This window comes from Veillonella parvula (assembly GCF_018366295.1).
Lineage (GTDB): Bacteria > Bacillota > Negativicutes > Veillonellales > Veillonellaceae > Veillonella > Veillonella parvula_P.
On the sequence record NZ_JAGZIJ010000012.1, the window covers coordinates 20,880 to 37,996 of the forward strand.

At 42.9% G+C, this 17,117-nt stretch carries 14 protein-coding genes; 13 read left to right on the forward strand and 1 reads right to left on the reverse strand.

All coding sequences use genetic code 11. The features are described 5' to 3' along the window. The 4 genes from cobN (at position 1) to KHY58_RS09285 (ending at position 8,162) form a co-directional block, all read left to right on the forward strand. Positions 1–3,624 (forward strand): cobaltochelatase subunit CobN, encoded by a 3,624-nt coding sequence (cobN, locus tag KHY58_RS09270; RefSeq protein ID WP_278473184.1) that lies wholly within the window; start codon positions 1–3, stop codon positions 3,622–3,624. 1 nt (position 3,625) lies between these two features. Continuing rightward, positions 3,626–4,537, forward strand: coding sequence for an ABC transporter substrate-binding protein (locus tag KHY58_RS09275; protein ID WP_004697851.1), 912 nt, complete (start codon positions 3,626–3,628; stop codon positions 4,535–4,537). A gap of 22 nt (positions 4,538–4,559) precedes the next feature. Further along, complete coding sequence (locus KHY58_RS09280) at positions 4,560–6,428, forward strand: TonB-dependent receptor plug domain-containing protein (protein WP_004697789.1); 1,869 nt, start codon at positions 4,560–4,562, stop codon at positions 6,426–6,428. Positions 6,429–6,839: 411 nt separating this feature from the next. Next, positions 6,840–8,162, forward strand: a complete 1,323-nt coding sequence (locus tag KHY58_RS09285) for a pyridoxal phosphate-dependent aminotransferase (protein WP_120056167.1) — start codon at positions 6,840–6,842, stop codon at positions 8,160–8,162. A 157-nt stretch (positions 8,163–8,319) separates the two neighbouring features. Here KHY58_RS09285 and KHY58_RS09290 read toward each other — a convergent pair whose 3' ends face one another. Further along, complete coding sequence (locus KHY58_RS09290) at positions 8,320–8,781, reverse strand: ArsR/SmtB family transcription factor (protein WP_118091140.1); 462 nt, start codon at positions 8,779–8,781, stop codon at positions 8,320–8,322. 388 nt (positions 8,782–9,169) lie between these two features. Between KHY58_RS09290 and KHY58_RS09295 the strand changes: the two genes are divergently transcribed. The 9 genes from KHY58_RS09295 to KHY58_RS09335 all read left to right on the forward strand — a co-directional run bounded on the left by KHY58_RS09295 (position 9,170) and on the right by KHY58_RS09335 (position 17,058). Continuing rightward, on the forward strand, positions 9,170–10,477 hold the full coding sequence (locus tag KHY58_RS09295) for an FAD-dependent oxidoreductase (protein ID WP_278473187.1): 1,308 nt from the start codon (positions 9,170–9,172) through the stop codon (positions 10,475–10,477). Then, positions 10,474–10,752: a ferredoxin family protein gene (locus tag KHY58_RS09300; protein ID WP_004694335.1), complete on the forward strand. Its 279-nt coding sequence runs from the start codon at positions 10,474–10,476 to the stop codon at positions 10,750–10,752. Before KHY58_RS09295 ends, KHY58_RS09300 begins: the two co-directional genes overlap by 4 nt. 4 nt (positions 10,753–10,756) lie before the next feature. Continuing rightward, on the forward strand, positions 10,757–11,746 hold the full coding sequence (locus KHY58_RS09305; protein ID WP_278473189.1) for an electron transfer flavoprotein subunit beta/FixA family protein: 990 nt from the start codon (positions 10,757–10,759) through the stop codon (positions 11,744–11,746). Continuing rightward, entirely contained in the window at positions 11,746–12,747 is a 1,002-nt protein-coding gene (locus tag KHY58_RS09310) for an electron transfer flavoprotein subunit alpha/FixB family protein (RefSeq protein WP_012863686.1), read from the forward strand. The genes KHY58_RS09305 and KHY58_RS09310 overlap by 1 nt, the downstream gene beginning before the upstream one ends. A gap of 230 nt (positions 12,748–12,977) precedes the next feature. After that, positions 12,978–13,736 carry an SDR family NAD(P)-dependent oxidoreductase gene (locus KHY58_RS09315; protein WP_278473190.1) on the forward strand — a complete coding sequence of 253 codons (759 nt, stop codon included), beginning with the start codon at positions 12,978–12,980 and terminating at the stop codon, positions 13,734–13,736. A gap of 91 nt (positions 13,737–13,827) precedes the next feature. Further along, positions 13,828–14,427: a hypothetical protein gene (locus tag KHY58_RS09320; RefSeq protein WP_278473191.1), complete on the forward strand. Its 600-nt coding sequence runs from the start codon at positions 13,828–13,830 to the stop codon at positions 14,425–14,427. Positions 14,428–14,473: 46 nt separating this feature from the next. Beyond that, positions 14,474–15,061, forward strand: coding sequence for a hypothetical protein (locus tag KHY58_RS09325; protein WP_278473193.1), 588 nt, complete (start codon positions 14,474–14,476; stop codon positions 15,059–15,061). A gap of 244 nt (positions 15,062–15,305) precedes the next feature. Beyond that, complete coding sequence (locus KHY58_RS09330; RefSeq protein ID WP_038150418.1) at positions 15,306–16,256, forward strand: ABC transporter permease; 951 nt, start codon at positions 15,306–15,308, stop codon at positions 16,254–16,256. After that, positions 16,249–17,058 carry an ABC transporter permease gene (locus KHY58_RS09335; RefSeq protein WP_004697655.1) on the forward strand — a complete coding sequence of 270 codons (810 nt, stop codon included), beginning with the start codon at positions 16,249–16,251 and terminating at the stop codon, positions 17,056–17,058. The genes KHY58_RS09330 and KHY58_RS09335 overlap by 8 nt, the downstream gene beginning before the upstream one ends. Positions 17,059–17,117 lie beyond the last annotated feature (59 nt).

Here is a 17,117-nt window from a genome sequence, read left to right on the forward strand (position 1 = left end):
ATGAGTCGACTCATGTATATTTCTAACTTAGGAAAACAAATCCAATATATAGAAAAGGCCGTTGCTACCTACCCTGAATTGATACAAGGCGAGGTGGATATTTGCAATATGAAAAAGCCTCCTCTCTGGGACGGTGATTTTGAAAGTCGCCTTCGTGCTGCCGATGTAGTACTCGTAACAAACATGGGGGTTGGCTTAGACTCGCCATTCTTAGAACGCCTTGAACGATGGCTATATGCGCATCATCCAAAATACTGGATCGATGTGGTAGAACCTAAGAAAACGGATATTCTGTATCGTAATATAGATGAGGATAAACGGATTCGTCTTGAAAGTTATCGTCGTACTAGTGGCATCATGAACTATGTGCGGCTCATTAACGGTGCTTTCAGTACAAAACCAATTTCTGAATGGGAAGAACCTGACCGAATTCCGTGGCAAGCCATTATGGGGCGAGCAGGCAATATCTATGAGACCTATGATGAGATTATGGATGCCGAAGGAAACCCTGATTGGCCGTCCATTGCGGTGTACTTTTACCGTGACGAGTGGATTATGGGGGATATTTATTATCAACAGGCCTTATTTGAAGAAATTTATAAACATCAGTACAATCCGATTATTTTTTATGGGCAATACGGTTCGAATCCTCGCGTAGGCATTCCGAATATGAAATTGTCCATGAACCATCTTTTTGGGAAGGATATATTCCCCTTTGACGTGCTTATCAATACTTGTAAATTCTCCTTCCAGTCCTTAGGGGCTCAAACCTTGGAGGAGTTAAAATTACAGGACGTACCTATCGTTCAAGGGTATACCATATACATGGATGAGAAATCCTGGGCTGAGAATCCACAAGGAGTTACGCCGTTAGATGTGAATTTATCCATATCACAGCCTGAGTTAGATGGTGTTATTCAAGGCGGTGTAGTGGCTTGTCAGACCTTTGATGAGCGTGGTCACTATGTGTATTTACCTGTGAAAGAGCGCATTGCCGCCGTCGTTCAGCGAGCTATTAAATGGTCTAAGTTGCGGTATATTCCTGTATCTGAGCGAAAGATAGCCATTATTTTACACAACTATCCGCCTAAGAATTCTAATATTGGTTCTGCAGCAGGCCTTGATACACCTGAGTCGGTGCTACGATTATTAGAACAGATGAAAGAGGAAGGTTATACGATAGATTCTGTGCCTGATACGAGTGCAGATTTAATGGACATTGTTACATCCCACATGACAAACGACCGCTCCATGCTTACCGATGAGTTGCTAGCTTCGGCTGAAGGTCGCTTGAGCAGTAAGGATTACAAAGCATACTTTGAAACACTGCCAGCAGATTCGCAACAAGCTATGGTTACATCTTGGGGGGAGGCCCCAGGAGATGTATTTGTCTACGATGATGAAGTCATCATTCCAGGTTTTTCAAATGGCAATCTGTGGATTACGGTGCAACCACCGCGCGGCTTCGGAGAGAATGTATCTGCTATTTATCACGATCCATGTTTGCCTCCACCGCATCAATACTTGGCGTTCTACCATTGGGTTCGGAATGTCTTTGAAGCGGATGCGGTCATTCATGTAGGCACACATGGCTCCTTAGAATGGCTACCAGGTAAGGGGGCTGGTCTCAGCGCTAGCTGTTATCCTGAAATCGGTATCTCTAGTTTGCCAAATATTTACCCGTACTGGACAACCATCATTGGGGAAGGTATACAAGCAAAACGGCGTAGTTCAGCCTGTTTAGTGGGCCACTTGTCGCCACCGATGACGACGGCGGGACTCTACGATGAATTTGAAGAACTAGAAGCTTTACTAGATGAGCATAGTCATTTTGAACAGGAGCATCCTGAGAGTGTAGCTGACATAGGCGAAGTGATTCGCGAAAAGGCCCTGGCCTGTCATCTTATCGATGAAGAAAAGGGACCTACTATGGTGGTGGACGATATAATTACAGAAGTTCACGAAAAGCTAAGCGATTTGAAACATATGCAAATGCGCAATGGTTTACATATATTGGGTCAAGGCCCTGAGGGGACAGATTTAGAAGAATTTATTACCGCTATCATACGGACCCCTCAAGGAGATATTGCATCAGGTCTTGAAACGCTAGCCGCTGAGTTAGGGCATGATTGGTCGTATCTAGAGGAACATGCTGGCGAAATCAATGATGACGGAATTCGTAATAGTGTGATTATCGATAGAATTTGGCAGGAATTACGAGCGTTTGTGTCTAATATTATACATAAACCAGATTATAAGGCGCCTCAAAGTTTAGAGCCTTTGGTAGATGCCATAGTTCGTGAGTATATACCTAAATTAGGTCAAACCCAAAATGAGCTCAGCTCTATCTCTAAAGCGTTACAAGGAACCTATGTCGAACCTGGTCCCGGTGGAGCCCCATCGAGTGGTCAAGTCGATGTATTACCTACGGGTCGTAACTTTTATGGTTTAGATGAAAGAGCCTTGCCGACAAAGATAGCCTACCAATTAGGTATAGAGCTTGCAGATCAAGTTATGGTTGATTATATTTTAAATGAACAGCGCTATCCCGAGACGATAGGGATTATCTTATGGGCTAGTAGCAATTCTAGAAGTCATGGTCAGTGTTTAGGTGAATTCCTCTACTTGTTGGGGGTTCGTCCTAAATGGCAATCTAACGGTCGTATTTCAGGTCTCGAGGTTATTCCGCTAGATGAATTACAACGCCCTCGTATCGACGTGATGGGCCGCATCAGTGGTCTTATTCGAGATATGATGCCTACTGCCATTAGTTGGCTCGACAAGGCAGTTGAAATGGTAGCAGAATTAGATGAGTCCTTGGAAGACAACTACGTGAAAAAGCATATTCATGATGATGTGGATTGGCTTGTTGAACAAGGTGAAGATCCTATGCTAGCCACTAAAAAAGCGCGCCTTCGTATCTTTGGCGACCCACCACAAGCCTATGGCACGGGTGTGGGTGCCCTGATTGAAGGGAAAAATTGGGAGTCCTTAAGCGACATTGCACAAGTTTACAGCAAGTGGAGTAGCTTTCACCTGCATGAGGATATTCCTCAGGATATGAGGCTATTCCAACGGCGATTAACTACGATGGATGTAACCATTAAGAACGAAGATAATCGGGAAACGCACATTTTGAGTGCTGATGATTATTACAGCTATCATGGTGGTCTAATTGCGGCGGTGCGAAATGCAAAAGGTAGTGCCCCTCGTGCCTATGTGGGGGATAGTACAGATCGCAGCCGCGTCATGATGCGGTCCTTATCGGATGAGTTTCGCCGCGTTGTACAAGGGGAAACGCAGAATCCGAAATTCATTCAGGCCATGATGAACCATGGCTACAAAGGGGCATCGGATATGTCTAATGTGGTTTCTCATAGTTTTGGCTGGGATGTTACCAGTGATGTGGTGCCTGACTGGGTTTATGAGGGGTATGCTAACAAATATGCCTTAGACAAAGTGGTGCAAGACTGGATGCGCAATGTAAACCCTTGGGCCTTACAGCGCATTGCAGAAATTTTGTTAGAAGCCGCTCAACGTGGCTATTGGTATGCAGCTCCAGATATGCTGGAGGAATTGCAGTCTCTATATATTTCAATGGAAGGTGTTATAGAAGGTCGTTAATATGAAACAAAGAATATCTATTATATGTACCATATTAATGATGGTACTTCTGGTGGTCGGCTGTGGTCCTACGCAGACGGGGACTACGGGCACCACACATCAAGTTACGGATGGTACAGGGGTAGCCGTTACGGTGCCTAACGAGCCGAAGCGCATCGTTCCCGTCGCTGCGAGCACAGAGGATATCGTGTTATCTTTGGTTGATCCGAGCCGAGTGGCAGCTGTTGGCACGGTACCTAACAATGTGCCTGACGAGTCTGCCAAGGTTGAGAAACATGTGAAAGCAACTGCTGAATCCATGCTATCTGTACAACCTGATTTAGTGTTAGTTCCAAACTGGATGTCTCCAGATGCGATTGGGGAAATGCGAAATATGCAAATTCCTGTTTACGTCTATAAGACTCCGACTACGGTAGAGGAAGCAAAAGCAGTTATCCATGAAATTGCTGGACTTTTACATGCTTCTGATGAAAAGATGATTGCTAGTATGGATGCAGATTTGAAAACTGTCGAAGAATTAGCAAATAAACATACCGGTGAACGCCCTGTAGTGGCATTTTATACGCAATTTGGTTTAACCGGCGGCAAGGGATCAACCTTTGATGATATGACTAAATATCTGAAGGTTACCAATGCGGCGGCTCAATTAGGCTTAGGACCTTTTGATAATGGGACGCGAGAGGATTTAATTAAAGCGAATCCGGATATTATTATCATCCCATCGGTGGCCTATACTTCTGATGGTACTACGCCAGCAACGGCAGAACAACTCTATTCTGATCCTGCTTTGCAAGGGGTTAAGGCCATCGCCAATCGCCGTGTGTTCTTCGTAGATTCATCGCAGGTCATGACTTATTCCCAATTTATGACCCGCGCAATGGTTTCTATGGCACAAAATATATATAGCAAGTAATTTAGTGTGTGTGGAGGTTTTTATGAAAGTATCAAGAATGCAACGATTATCCATGTACGTAGGATTAGCCCTCGTATTTGGTAGCACTTTAAGTGCTCCTAATGTATTAGCTGTTGAAGCTGGTGATGCGAAAGAAGCGCATACCATTGTTGTTACCGCAACTCGTAGTGAACAACAACTTTCAGAAGTGCCAGCAAGTGTAGGCGTAGTAACAGGTGACGATATTCGTGAGCGCCATGCTACGAATATGAATGAAGCCTTGAACATCGTACCGGGCGTAGATATTAATACGTATGGTGGTGGCGTAGGTTACACGAACTCCAATGCATTCCGCATCAATGGGTCTGACCAAGTATTGTATTTGGTAGATGGCATCAATATGGGCGCAGCAGGTGTGAATCCGCCGATGACTATTTTGAAAGATATGTCTAGCATTGACCGCATTGAAGTCCAACGTGGTGCAGGCTCTACATTGTATGGTTCCGGTGCCATCGGTGGTGTAGTAAACGTAATCACTGCAAAACCTGAGCAAGGGGTACAAACTAAACTTCGTGTGATGGGAGGCAGCAATGATTTAGAACAATACGCTATTACAAACGAAGGTAGCAAAAAAGATTGGTACTGGCGTGTAGGCGTACAAAAAGATATCATTGGCTCCTACAAAGATGGTCATGGCGTGCGCATTCCTCAACATGGCAACAGCCATACTGCATCTTTCATGGTGGGCAATACAATCAATGATAAGAACGATGTAAAAATAGCTTACGACACATATCGTGGTGATGTAATGTACTCCGACCATTTGGGTGCCCTTAATCACATTCGTTATGGTAATGAAGCGAATGACTCCTTGCGCGCGATTTGGAACAATAAAATCAGCAATCGTTGGAGCCATCAATTATACTTGATGAACAATCACTATAAAACAACATACGATGGGTACTTAACAGATGTGAAGACTCGTGGTATTGGGGATCAAATTACGTATAAAGCGAAAGACCATACTGTAGTAGGCGGCTTCGACTGGCGTCAAGATAAAGTGGTTAACATGGGCGGCGTGAAGCTTACGAATGCATCTTACTTTATTCAAGATGAATGGAAATTTGCTCCTAAGTGGACTGTAACGCCTGGTATCCGCGTTGACCACCATTCTGCTTTCGGTACACATACATCTCCATCCATCAGCCTCGGCTATGATGTAAATGAGAAGACAAATGTGTATGCTGCGTATAAAGAGTACTTCTTGGCACCTACACCATACCAATTATTTGATGGTTTCAATGGCAACCGCAACTTGAAACCTGAAACAGGTCATGAATTTGATTTAGGTGTGCACCATAAATTCGGTAAAACTTGGAATGGTAATCTCAGCTTCTTCAGCCGTAGTACAAAGGATAAGATTGGTTGGGTTATGACTGATCCGGCAAACTTCACAGGTCAATATCGCAATTTTGACACTGAAAAAGCTCGTGGCATCAATGCGGATGTGCGTAAACAATTGACTAATCACTTGTCCGCACGTCTTGGCTATACGTATACTCATATCGATGCAACACCAACTCGCAAAGCAAACCGTGATGGATATGTACCAAAACATGCTGTTAACGCAGGCCTTGATTACAACGATGCTAAATGGGATGCTCATTTGGATATTCGTGGTATTATCAATCGTCCTGGTACAGCAGATAATGTATTCCCACGTAAAACATACTGGTTGGCTGATATCAGCGCTAACTATCGGGTACGCGAAAATGTTACTGTATTTGGTCGTATCAATAATATCTTTGATACATACTATGCGGAACAATCTAGCGTTCGTTGGGGCAACCCTGGTGACTGGTGGCCAGGTCAAGGTCGCAACTTCCGTCTAGGTGTAGAAGTGACTATCTAATAGATATAACTACTGCAATGGTTCGATTATAAAGCTATACTAATAATTGACAATTACGTCGTAGTTATTTGTTTAGCTTCAAAAAGTAATCTATATCATGGTGAAAGAGCCTCTCGAGGGGCTCTTTCATTTTTATTATAGTTTTTGATGGTATATTGAGACCGCACTAAATACCATGAGAGTTATTTTCAATAATCGATAAATTAAGTATAGGTAAATAAGCATATGTTATAAAACTATAGATTTTCTATAGTAAAAGCTCTATAATATTATGTATCTATCTATAGGTATTCATAGTTTATGTTTTGTGATGTACTTGTATATTTGCTTGTATAGTAAGTGTTTTGTTACTTTCACAGTTATCAAAACCTTCCAATGGAGAAGGTTGATTTTTAGAGGAGTTGGATCGAAATGAAACAACCAGAATTATCGCCGTATATGATGGCTCGGAAGCCGTCTGGCATTCGCCTAGGACAAATTAAATTCTTGGAACGTAAGAACCCGCCTATCTTGGTGAATGGTTCTATTGGCAATGTAATGCGTCCTATGCATCCCGCCATGCAGCGTAGGTTGTTTGATTTGGGCGGTGTCAATAGCCCGTTCCATAATGGGATTGTGCCATATGTACCAACTACGGGCACTGATGAGTGTCGAGAAGCATTCCTCCACATTTTGCGCAGCCAAGGCTTTGATACAACAGGGCTTGATGTACTTGTAACAGACGGTGCATCCATGGCGATGGAAATCATCATGCTCGGCGTATGTGGTGGTGCTGGTGAAGAAGAACGTCCTCTTTTGATGTTCAATCCTTCTTATACAAACTATGATGCAGTAGGTCTTCGCATTGGTCGTAAAACGGTTACTGTAGAACGGGAACTCAATGAAAATGGTGAGTTCGAATTGCCCTCTGTAGAGACTGTTGAACAACGCATTATCGAGACAAAACCTGGAGCGTTGCTTATCATTCCTTATGATAATCCTACAGGTCAATTGTTTAGCAAAGAAACGCTCATTGAATATACAAAATTGTGCGTTAAACATAATTTGTGGATCATCTCTGACGAAGCGTACCGTGAATTGGCTTATGAAAAAGGGAAAGAAACATCTAGCATTTGGGCCTTAACCGATAAAGATGTGCCTGGCATCGAAGGTCGCCGCATCAGCCTTGAAACGGCTAGTAAGGTTTGGAATGCGTGCGGACTTCGCATTGGAGCCATCATTACAGATAATAAATTATGTTATGAAAAATCCGTTGCGGAGTATACGGCAAACCTCAGCGCTAATACATTGGGCCAATATATCTTTGGCGCCTTGAAGCATGAGTCCTACGCGCAATTGCACAACTGGTATGAGCAACAACGCGACTACTATCGTCAAATGATCTTTGAACTCCACAAAGGTTTTAAAGAGGCAGAACCGGACTTTATCGTGTCTCGCCCTGAAGCGTCTATTTACTTTGTAATCGACGTGAGAAAGGTTGCAAAACCTGGCTTTGATGGTGTAGAATTTGCTTCTTGGTGTGCCGAACACGGTGCAGTAAGCCTTGATGATGGCAAGGAATATACACTCCTCATGGCGCCGCTCAATGGCTTCTATAGCGGTAAAAATGGCGATAATAACCCTGGTAAAACACAATTGCGTGTGTCTTTCTGTGAAAACCCAGAGCTATTGCGATTGGCTCCTGAATTATTATCTAAATTATTCAGAGCTTACGAAGCACAACGAAATGTATAAAAGTAAAGAGTGCCCTCCCAAATGGGAAGGCACTCTTTTTAAGTTATGAGTTGTATATATACTATAAGTGGTATAGTATCACATAAAAAAGAGCTATAATTTTGAATATTATAGCTCTTTTCGTTTTTCCCTAGATATGGTAAGTAGGGAAGGGCTTTTATTTACTTTCTTCATCATGCTGCGGTCCCTTAGTACGTATTTCGACTGCCAGTTGCTCGCTAGGTATGGAGCTTTCATCAATTGATGGATATGAAGTGTCTTCTAAGATAACCGTTTCTAATAATTTGTCAATTTCGTCAGATTGTATGGATACTTCTTTGTTGTACCATTCGCCAAATTCGTGAATAACCTCTTCGTTGCGACGGAAATAGGTATATTGGTCGATTTTACGCGATTCTACAAGTTCAGCATTCTCTAAGATGCTCATAAATGTAGAAATAGAAGATTGCGATACACCGCAGCGCTTTTGGATACTCTTAACGCTCACACTATGAGGGAAATCGATAAGAGTGTTAGAGTGTACTTGTACACCGAATTCTTTCTCTGGGCGTTTTAGCCACAATATAATATCTAACCGATGCGGATTTGATAATGCTTTCAAGATTTTTAACGGGTCCATAGGGCCTCCTCTTAATTAAAAAATAACGAGTTCCCAACCTTGACCGTGGACTTGCATTATGCGGTCGTATTATACGCGTCTTGCTCCGTATAGGGTTTTTGCTACCTTTATCATACGCTACTTTTACCGTGAAAGCTAGACTTACTTATAAAATTCACGAATTGATGAATTTTATTGCACTTATCTAGAACAGAAAGTATACATTAGTATTAATATATAATGAGTATATATACAACATGTATAGACTTTTATAATATATTTCTGAAAAATATAGAATATATTCATCTTTCTGTGATAATTTTTAAAGGTATTTTGGTTCTAAATAGAGAAATATATATACTATATGAACTTATGTAAGTCTAAGCTTTCATTTAAAGGAGCTGAGTATATGGCAATTGATCGCAATGAAACATTTGATGTTATCGTTGTTGGCGCAGGGCCAGCGGGTTCTGCGGCAGCATTACGCTTAGCGGAGCAGAGGGTAAAAGTTTTACTTATCGAACGCGGCACCGCACCAGGTGCTAAAAATATGATGGGGGGACGCATCTACACACATTCTTTGGAGCGTCTTGTACCGGTCTTTAGAGACCGTGCGCCGTTGGAACGAAAGGTGACAAAAGAGCGCATTTCTATTGGTACAGGCAATGAAATGACCACTATCGAGTACAGTTACCAAGATGGTGAACCTAATGAAGAATCCTACGTAGTATTGCGTGCTAAATTTGATAAATGGTTAGCAGAAGAGGCGGAGAAAAAAGGTGCTCTTCTCGTATCTAATGTACAGGTAACTGAGCTTATTACCGAAGGTGAAGGAAAACATCGCCGTGTAATAGGGGTACGCTGTCACGATGACGAAGTATATGCAAAACTAGTTGTCATCGCAGAAGGTTCTAATACATTATTATTGGAACAAGCTGGTCTTACAGGCCCTACAGATCCAAGAACAATGGCTGTAGGGGTGAAAGAGGTATATAAACTCAAAAAAGAAGATCTTGAAAATCGCCTCATGCTATCTGGTGATGAGGGGATGGCGTGGCTTACTTTGGGTGATATGACCGATGGTTTATTGGGTGGTGGCTTTATTTATACGAATAAAGACAGCCTTTCTGTAGGTATGGTTGTAGGCCTTGAAGATATCGGCAAAGCCAATAAATCTGTAGATGACATGTTGTTAGCTTTCACCAATCATCCAAGAATTGCGCCATTATTAAAAAATGGTCAATTGAAGGAACATAGTGCGCATCTCGTACCAGAAGGCGGATTTAAAGCTCTCCCTACATTGGGCGGCAATGGGTATGTTATCGTCGGTGATGCGGCGCGCATGTGTATGAATCTTGGGTATACCATTCGTGGGATGGACCTTGCCATTGAATCTGGCATGTGTGCAGCCGATGCGGTTAATGTAGCATTGCGCGATGAAAACATGGAGCGCGTTGCTAAATTGTATGAACGTCAAATCAAGAATTCTTGGTTATATAAGGATATGAAGCTTTATAAAAATATGCCTGCCTTCCTCGCATCAAACCCTCGCATATTCAAAGAGTATCCATCTCTTGTGAATCATGTGATGCGCGATGTATTCACTGTAAATGGTGATGGTGCAGTCCCAATGATGAAGAAATTGATGGGTAGTGTAAGTGACGTTGGTTTAGTTACCTTGATTCGTGATGCTTGGAAAGGGGTGCGTTCCCTATGAAATTAGAAGAGCGCTTGGGCGCCAATAAATATTATGTAGATGAAACGTCTCCTCATATCATTGTGGATGGCGCCGGCTTTAGCTTGGAAGAGAAAATGAAACTCGTAAACGGCTGTCCTGCCGGTCTATATACATTACAAGAAAATGGCGATTTAGCCTTTGATTTCGCTGGGTGTCTTGAGTGCGGCACCTGCCGTGTTCTTTGTGGCGAAACAATCGTAAAAACTTGGAAATATCCACGTAACGCTAAGGGCGTAGAATTTAGACAGGGGTGAGTGTATGGAGTTATTAGTATGTATCAAACAGGTTCCAGATACATCTGAGATTAAGCTGGATCCGGAAACGAATAATCTCATCCGCACAGGTCTGCCTAGTATTGTAAACCCTTACGATATGCATGCGTTAGAGGCAGCTCTTGCGGTAAAAGACCAATATGAAGGTAGTCGTGTAACCGTTGTCACTATGGGGCCTCCTCAAGCCGAGGCGGCACTTCGCGAGTGTTTATCCCTCGGTGCAGATGATGCGGTGCTCATTACAGACCGTGCTTTTGGTGGTGCTGATACATTGGCTACAAGCTATACGATTGCCTCTGCCATTCGTCATATTCAACGTACCATGAATCGCGAGTTCCAAATGATTTTCTGCGGCAAGCAGGCTATCGATGGAGATACAGCGCAAGTAGGCCCTCAAATTGCGGAGGAACTAGGCATGGCGCAAGCTACCTATGCTTGTGAATTATCTGTAGACCAAGCAGCTCAAAAAGCGATTGTAAAACGAGAACATGAAAATGGTTACGAAATTGTGGAAGTTCCTTTACCACTATTGGTAACGGCTACTGCTGAACTCAATGAGCCTCGTCAACCTGGTCTTTGGAGCTCGATTTACGCTAAACGATATACGATTACGCATATTACATTGCGAGATATGCCACATATTGATGAAAGCCGTATTGGGCTTAATGGCTCTCCTACACGTGTGCGCAAGGTATACCAACCACCGCTTCGGGGAAAGGTAGAGATGCTTTCATCCGTGGACGAAGGCGCTAAGAAAATCCTTGAATTGGCTTATAATATCAAGCCAGAAAAGTTTTCTCATCTGTTGGTGCCGAGCGAAGAATCGGTTGAAGAGCCTGTAGATAACAACGATGAGGGCGTGGATGTAAAAGATCCTGTGCAGCGGGCTGCCACTGTTGAAAGTGTATCCTCTAGTGAGTTTAAGGTTTTAGCGGCCGTTAAAGGTGAAGAAGGTTCCAAAGGAGGTGATCGATAATGGGAGTGACAAATTTTGATGAATATAGAGATGTCTTTGTCGTAGCCGATACCATCGATGACGTAGTGCATCCGGTTACGTACGAACTTATCGGTCAAGCTCGTCGAATCGCTAAGGAATTGGGCCAACTCGTTCAAGTTATGCTTCTTGGTGAGAATGTTCAATCCGAGGCGGAGGAACTGGTGGCACATGGTGCGGATATTGTTCACGTTTTTGAAAGCCCTCTTTTGAAATACTATACAACAGACGGCTATACAAAGGTTTTGACAGATTTCTTTGAAGACCATAAGCCTAATATCCTTTTGATTGGCGCTACAAACAATGGCCGTGACTTGGCACCTCGTATGTCAGGTCGCATGAAAAATGGTGTCGTAGCTGACTGTACCATTTTGACGGTAGATACTACAGAAGGCCTTGTAGAATGGACACGCCCTGCCTTGGGTGGCAATATTTTAGCTGAAATTATTTCTCCAAATCATCGTCCACAAATGGGCTCTGTCCGTCCTAATGTATTTAAAAAGCCGGACCGCATCGCAGATAGCTGGGGTCGCATTCAAATTGAACCATTCGACCTTAACCCTGAAGACATTCGCATGAAGCGTCTCGACTTCATTCCGTTTAGCAAAGATGGTTACAACATCCAAGAAGCGGATATCATCGTGGCCGGCGGTCGAGGCATGGGTTCCAAAGAAAACTTCGATAAGCTCTACGAACTTGCCGATGCTATCGGCGGTGTTGTAGGTGCTACACGCCCCCTCGTTGAAAAGGGCTGGATCGAATTACCATACCAAGTAGGCCAAACAGGTAAAACTGTAAGCCCTAAATTATACTTGGCATTCGGTATCTCCGGTGCTATTCAACACGTGAGCGGTATCTCCGGTGCTGACACAATCGTGGCTATCAACAACGATCCAAATGCAGAAATCTTCCAACACGCTAACTATGGGATAGTGGGGGATTGCATGGAAGTGTTAAATGATATGTTGGCGCATTTGAAATAAAACTATATAACTGATTACAAAGGATTACCGTTCCGAAAGACTCCGTAGTGACCTAAGTCGCTTCCAGAACGGTAATCCTTTTTCATTTCTATGCGTTTTGCCTTCAAATGCGTCAATATGTCATTTTGGGGAGTGGGAGAGCGTGGCATGCGTAGCGGCCTAGAGTCCATTACATATTAAAGTGGTATAATTAGGCTATAGATATAGTTCGGATTGATAAGGAGGTTCTTATGGCTCGTAATGTTTTTGTTACTGGTGCAACGTCTGGTATTGGTCTTTGTATTGCCGAGGCGTATGCAAAGTATGGCGATAATGTTTTGATTTCCGGCCGCCGTGCTGAGGTGTTGGCTGAGGTACAGGCTCGTTTGTCTAAGGAATATGGCGTGCGTGTTGAGACTTTGGTGCTTGATGTGCGTAGTCGTGAGGATGTTGAAAGCAAGGTTCCAGCAGCAATTGAAGCGTTTGGTGGTGTTGATGTCCTCGTAAATAACGCAGGCCTTGCGCAAGGTTTGGATCCTTTCCAAGATAGTGCTGTCGATGATGCGGTGACTATGATCGATACGAATGTGAAAGGCCTTTTATATGTAACAAAGGCTATACTACCTTATATGATTGATAAAAACGCAGGCCATATTGTGAATATGGGCTCTACTGCTGGTATATACGCATATCCTGGTGGCGCTGTTTACTGCGCTACAAAGGCGGCCGTTAAGATGTTGAGCGATGGTATTCGCATGGATACGATTGCAACGGATATTAAGGTTACAACCATTCAACCAGGTATCGTAGAGACTCCGTTTAGTGAAGTTCGCTTTCACGGTGATGCGGAAAAAGCTAAAGCCGTCTACGCCGGCATCGATGCAATCCAACCTGAAGATGTGGCGGACGTTGTACTATACGTAACAAACCAACCTAAACGCTTGCAAATTTCCGATGTCACAATCATGGCAAATCAACAAGCAGCTGGGTTTATGGTGCATAAGAAATAGTTACTTGAAATTTTATATCATTTAGAGTATAATTGCTGCGTGAGTTTTGATAAATATAATTTCATCAAATTCATTGCGCGGAGATTGTTGTATGGAACTAAAGATAAAGATATTTTTATTGGCTACTTTTGTATGTGCATTTATTGGTTTATATAACATTGTTAGTGCCGAAGCGCCGGCTAATAAAGGCGAGTCTATGCCTATGATTGGTGGCATATCAGTTGAAGCGGCAGAACCAAATGTTATTATGCCGAGTCCGGTACATGTGTTCACCACAGTTCAACAAGCAGCGGAGTATATGAATATAACACCACAGATGCCAAAGTTGTTACCTGTAGGCTTTAATATTCAATCTGTCATAACCTTAGAGAAAGATATATTACAAGTTGTTTATGTCTATGGACCTGGCGCGAAGCCACATTACAACAAAGCTAGCGGTGCACTTATTATATATCGCTCATCTAAGTTAGCTGGTGATATTAGTGGCGACCATAGAATTCATAAGGTAATAGAAACTGAACGTGTAGACGGTACAAAGGTTACTTTCAAAGGCAGTAAGAAAAAGGTCTATCTTGCATCGTGGATGAAAGATGGGCAGAATCACTCTTTAGAGTTTCAGCATCCCATTACGCGAGATATGGCGAAGGCTATAATTCGTAATATTGTTGAGGAAAAATCACATACAAAATAAATGTGTTTTTAATAATTTTCGTGTTGAGCGAAGGGAGATTATACCCATGGTTAAAAAATTTGTCTTGATGGCAGTTGCCTGTGCTTGTGTAGGTTCTTATACTGTTGCGGGTGCTCAAGGTACTGTTGATGTAAAACCAAATCAACCTAAATCTGTGGTAGCTCAACAAGAAGCGCCAATGGTTGGCATGTCAAGCCCGTTTCATGAGTTTTCTACTGTAGATGAAGCGGCTAAATATATGAACATTACACCTCAAATGCCTAAGGTATTGCCTGTAGGTTATAACATTGAATCTGTAAGCACTATTGATAAGGATGTATTGCAAGTGGTTTATGTTTACCAACCTGGTGAAGATGCTACTCGTAATCAAGCTGCAGGCAAACGCATCGTGTATCGCGTATCTAATGAAATAAAAGAAGATATTAGCGGCGATTATAGCGATTTTCGTGTAACAGCTAATGAAAAAGTAAACGGCACAAAGGTTATTTTCAAAGGTGGCAATAAAATGGTATATCTCATAGGTTGGACCAAAGACGGCCAAACTCATGGGATGTATTTCGAACGCCCTATAACTCGCGACATGGCGAAAGCAATCGTTGCTAATACAGTAGCTCCAAAACAACATACAAAATAATATACAAATTAATATACAAGTCCAGGCCTAATGGGATAGGCATGCGAGTTGTAGTGAAGCACTCGCATGGACACTGTAAGGGTTTTATATAGAACGGCTCCTCATATGAGGGGCCGTTTTTGTTGGTATGCAAAACTTTCATAATGATAATGATTCTAAATACCCATATGGGTATATCTATCTAAGTATTACATTGATAGAATATAAATATAGCTATTTTGTGATAAAGAAGGCAGGTGATGTATTGTATCGATTAATACTACAGCGTTTGGCGAGTATTGTAGGTATTTTATTTGTTGTTACCATCGGTACATTTGTATTGATAAAATTATCTCCTATCGATCCCGTGTCGATGAAGTTTAATCTTGTAGGGGCTACACCAGATCCAGTTGTAGTTGCACAGATACGAGAGCAGTTAGGTCTCAATGACCCTTGGTGGCAGCAATACCTACGTTGGTTAGGTCAAATTGTACAAGGGGACTTTGGTGAGTCCATTCTGTACGCTTTACCAGTGGCGACTATTCTTGGTGGCGCCTTGCCTAATACCTTGGGGCTAGTATCCTTAGCTCTTGTTATGGGAATCGTGGTGACCATACCGCTCGGTATGTTATCTGCAAAGTATCAAGACTCATGGATTGATCATGGGGTTCGTCTCGTTACATTCCTAGCATTAGCAATCCCTGGATTCTGGGTCGGTTTATTATTACTGTACTTATTCGGTGTTAAATTACAGCTAGTGTCGGTAACGAATACCAATGGCTTTTCTGCCTATGTATTGCCCGCGGTAACCCTTGCTTTATGGATATGTGGTCTCTACATTCGTCGATTGCGCAATGCTATTTTAGAAGTGTCGCGACAGCCCTTTGTACAGGGGGCGCGAGCATTGGGCTTGCCAGAATGGATGGTCTACACCCGTTACATATTCCCTCATGTGGGACTTATGTTGTTGCCTATGATGGGCGTAACCATGGGGGCCATGCTTGGGGGTTCTGCCGTTATTGAAACGGTATTCTCCATTAAAGGAATCGGCTACATGATGGTGCAGGGTATTATGGCTCGCGATTATGTATTGATGCAAGGCTATATCATCTGGATTACCTTGGTGTTCATCGTGATAAATATCATCATTGATGTATTGGGTGTTTGGCTGAATCCGAAGCGAAGAGTCGCTATAAAAGGAGGCTCTTATGAATAGACAAAAGCCCTATACTTTATACGCTATGTTAGTATTAGCAGCTCTGTGGATTGTATTTTTCTTATGTGCTCCCTATATAGCACCCTTTGATCCTGAAACGACGAGTATTGCGGACCGCTTACAAGACATTAGTAGTACCCATCTATTAGGTACTGACCAACTCGGTCGTGATGTGTGGTCTCGTATTCTGTACGGTGGTAAAGCCTCTTTAGGGATTGCTTTCACCATCATTGGCATTAGTGGGGCCATCGGTATCGCTATTGGTGGGTTAGCAGGATTCTCTACACCTAGCATTGACCGTTGGTTATCTCGCTTGATTGATTTGGTACTAGGGTTCCCGAACATGGTGATTGCCATTGCTTTCATCGGTATTATGGGACCTAGCATAACGAATGTAATCATTTCCTTGTGCATTACGAAATGGGCGGAATATGCCCGTATCACTAGAGGCCTCGTACAGATTGAACGCTACGCGGAGTACATTACCTTTGCTCGTATGTCAGGTGCTTCAAATCTACGAATTCTGTGGCGCTATATTCTGCCGAATGTATTGCCACCGTTGGTGATCGTTATTATTCAACATTTAGGGGACGCCATCATTTTGGTAGCCAGTTTTTCGCTCATCGGCATCGGTGTACAACCGCCGGATCCGGAGTGGGGCGCTATCTTGTTGAGCTCCCGAGATTTTCTACAAACGGCACCGTGGCTGCTAATTTATCCGGGGCTCGCTATTTTTATTACCGTTGTTTTATTTAACTATATTGGTGATGCGTTGCGCGATGCCCTTGATGTATCTCGTTAACCGTGCTGTGTATAGATTTTTTATGGTGAAAGCCTCGACGAGGCAATGTATTTTAAAGG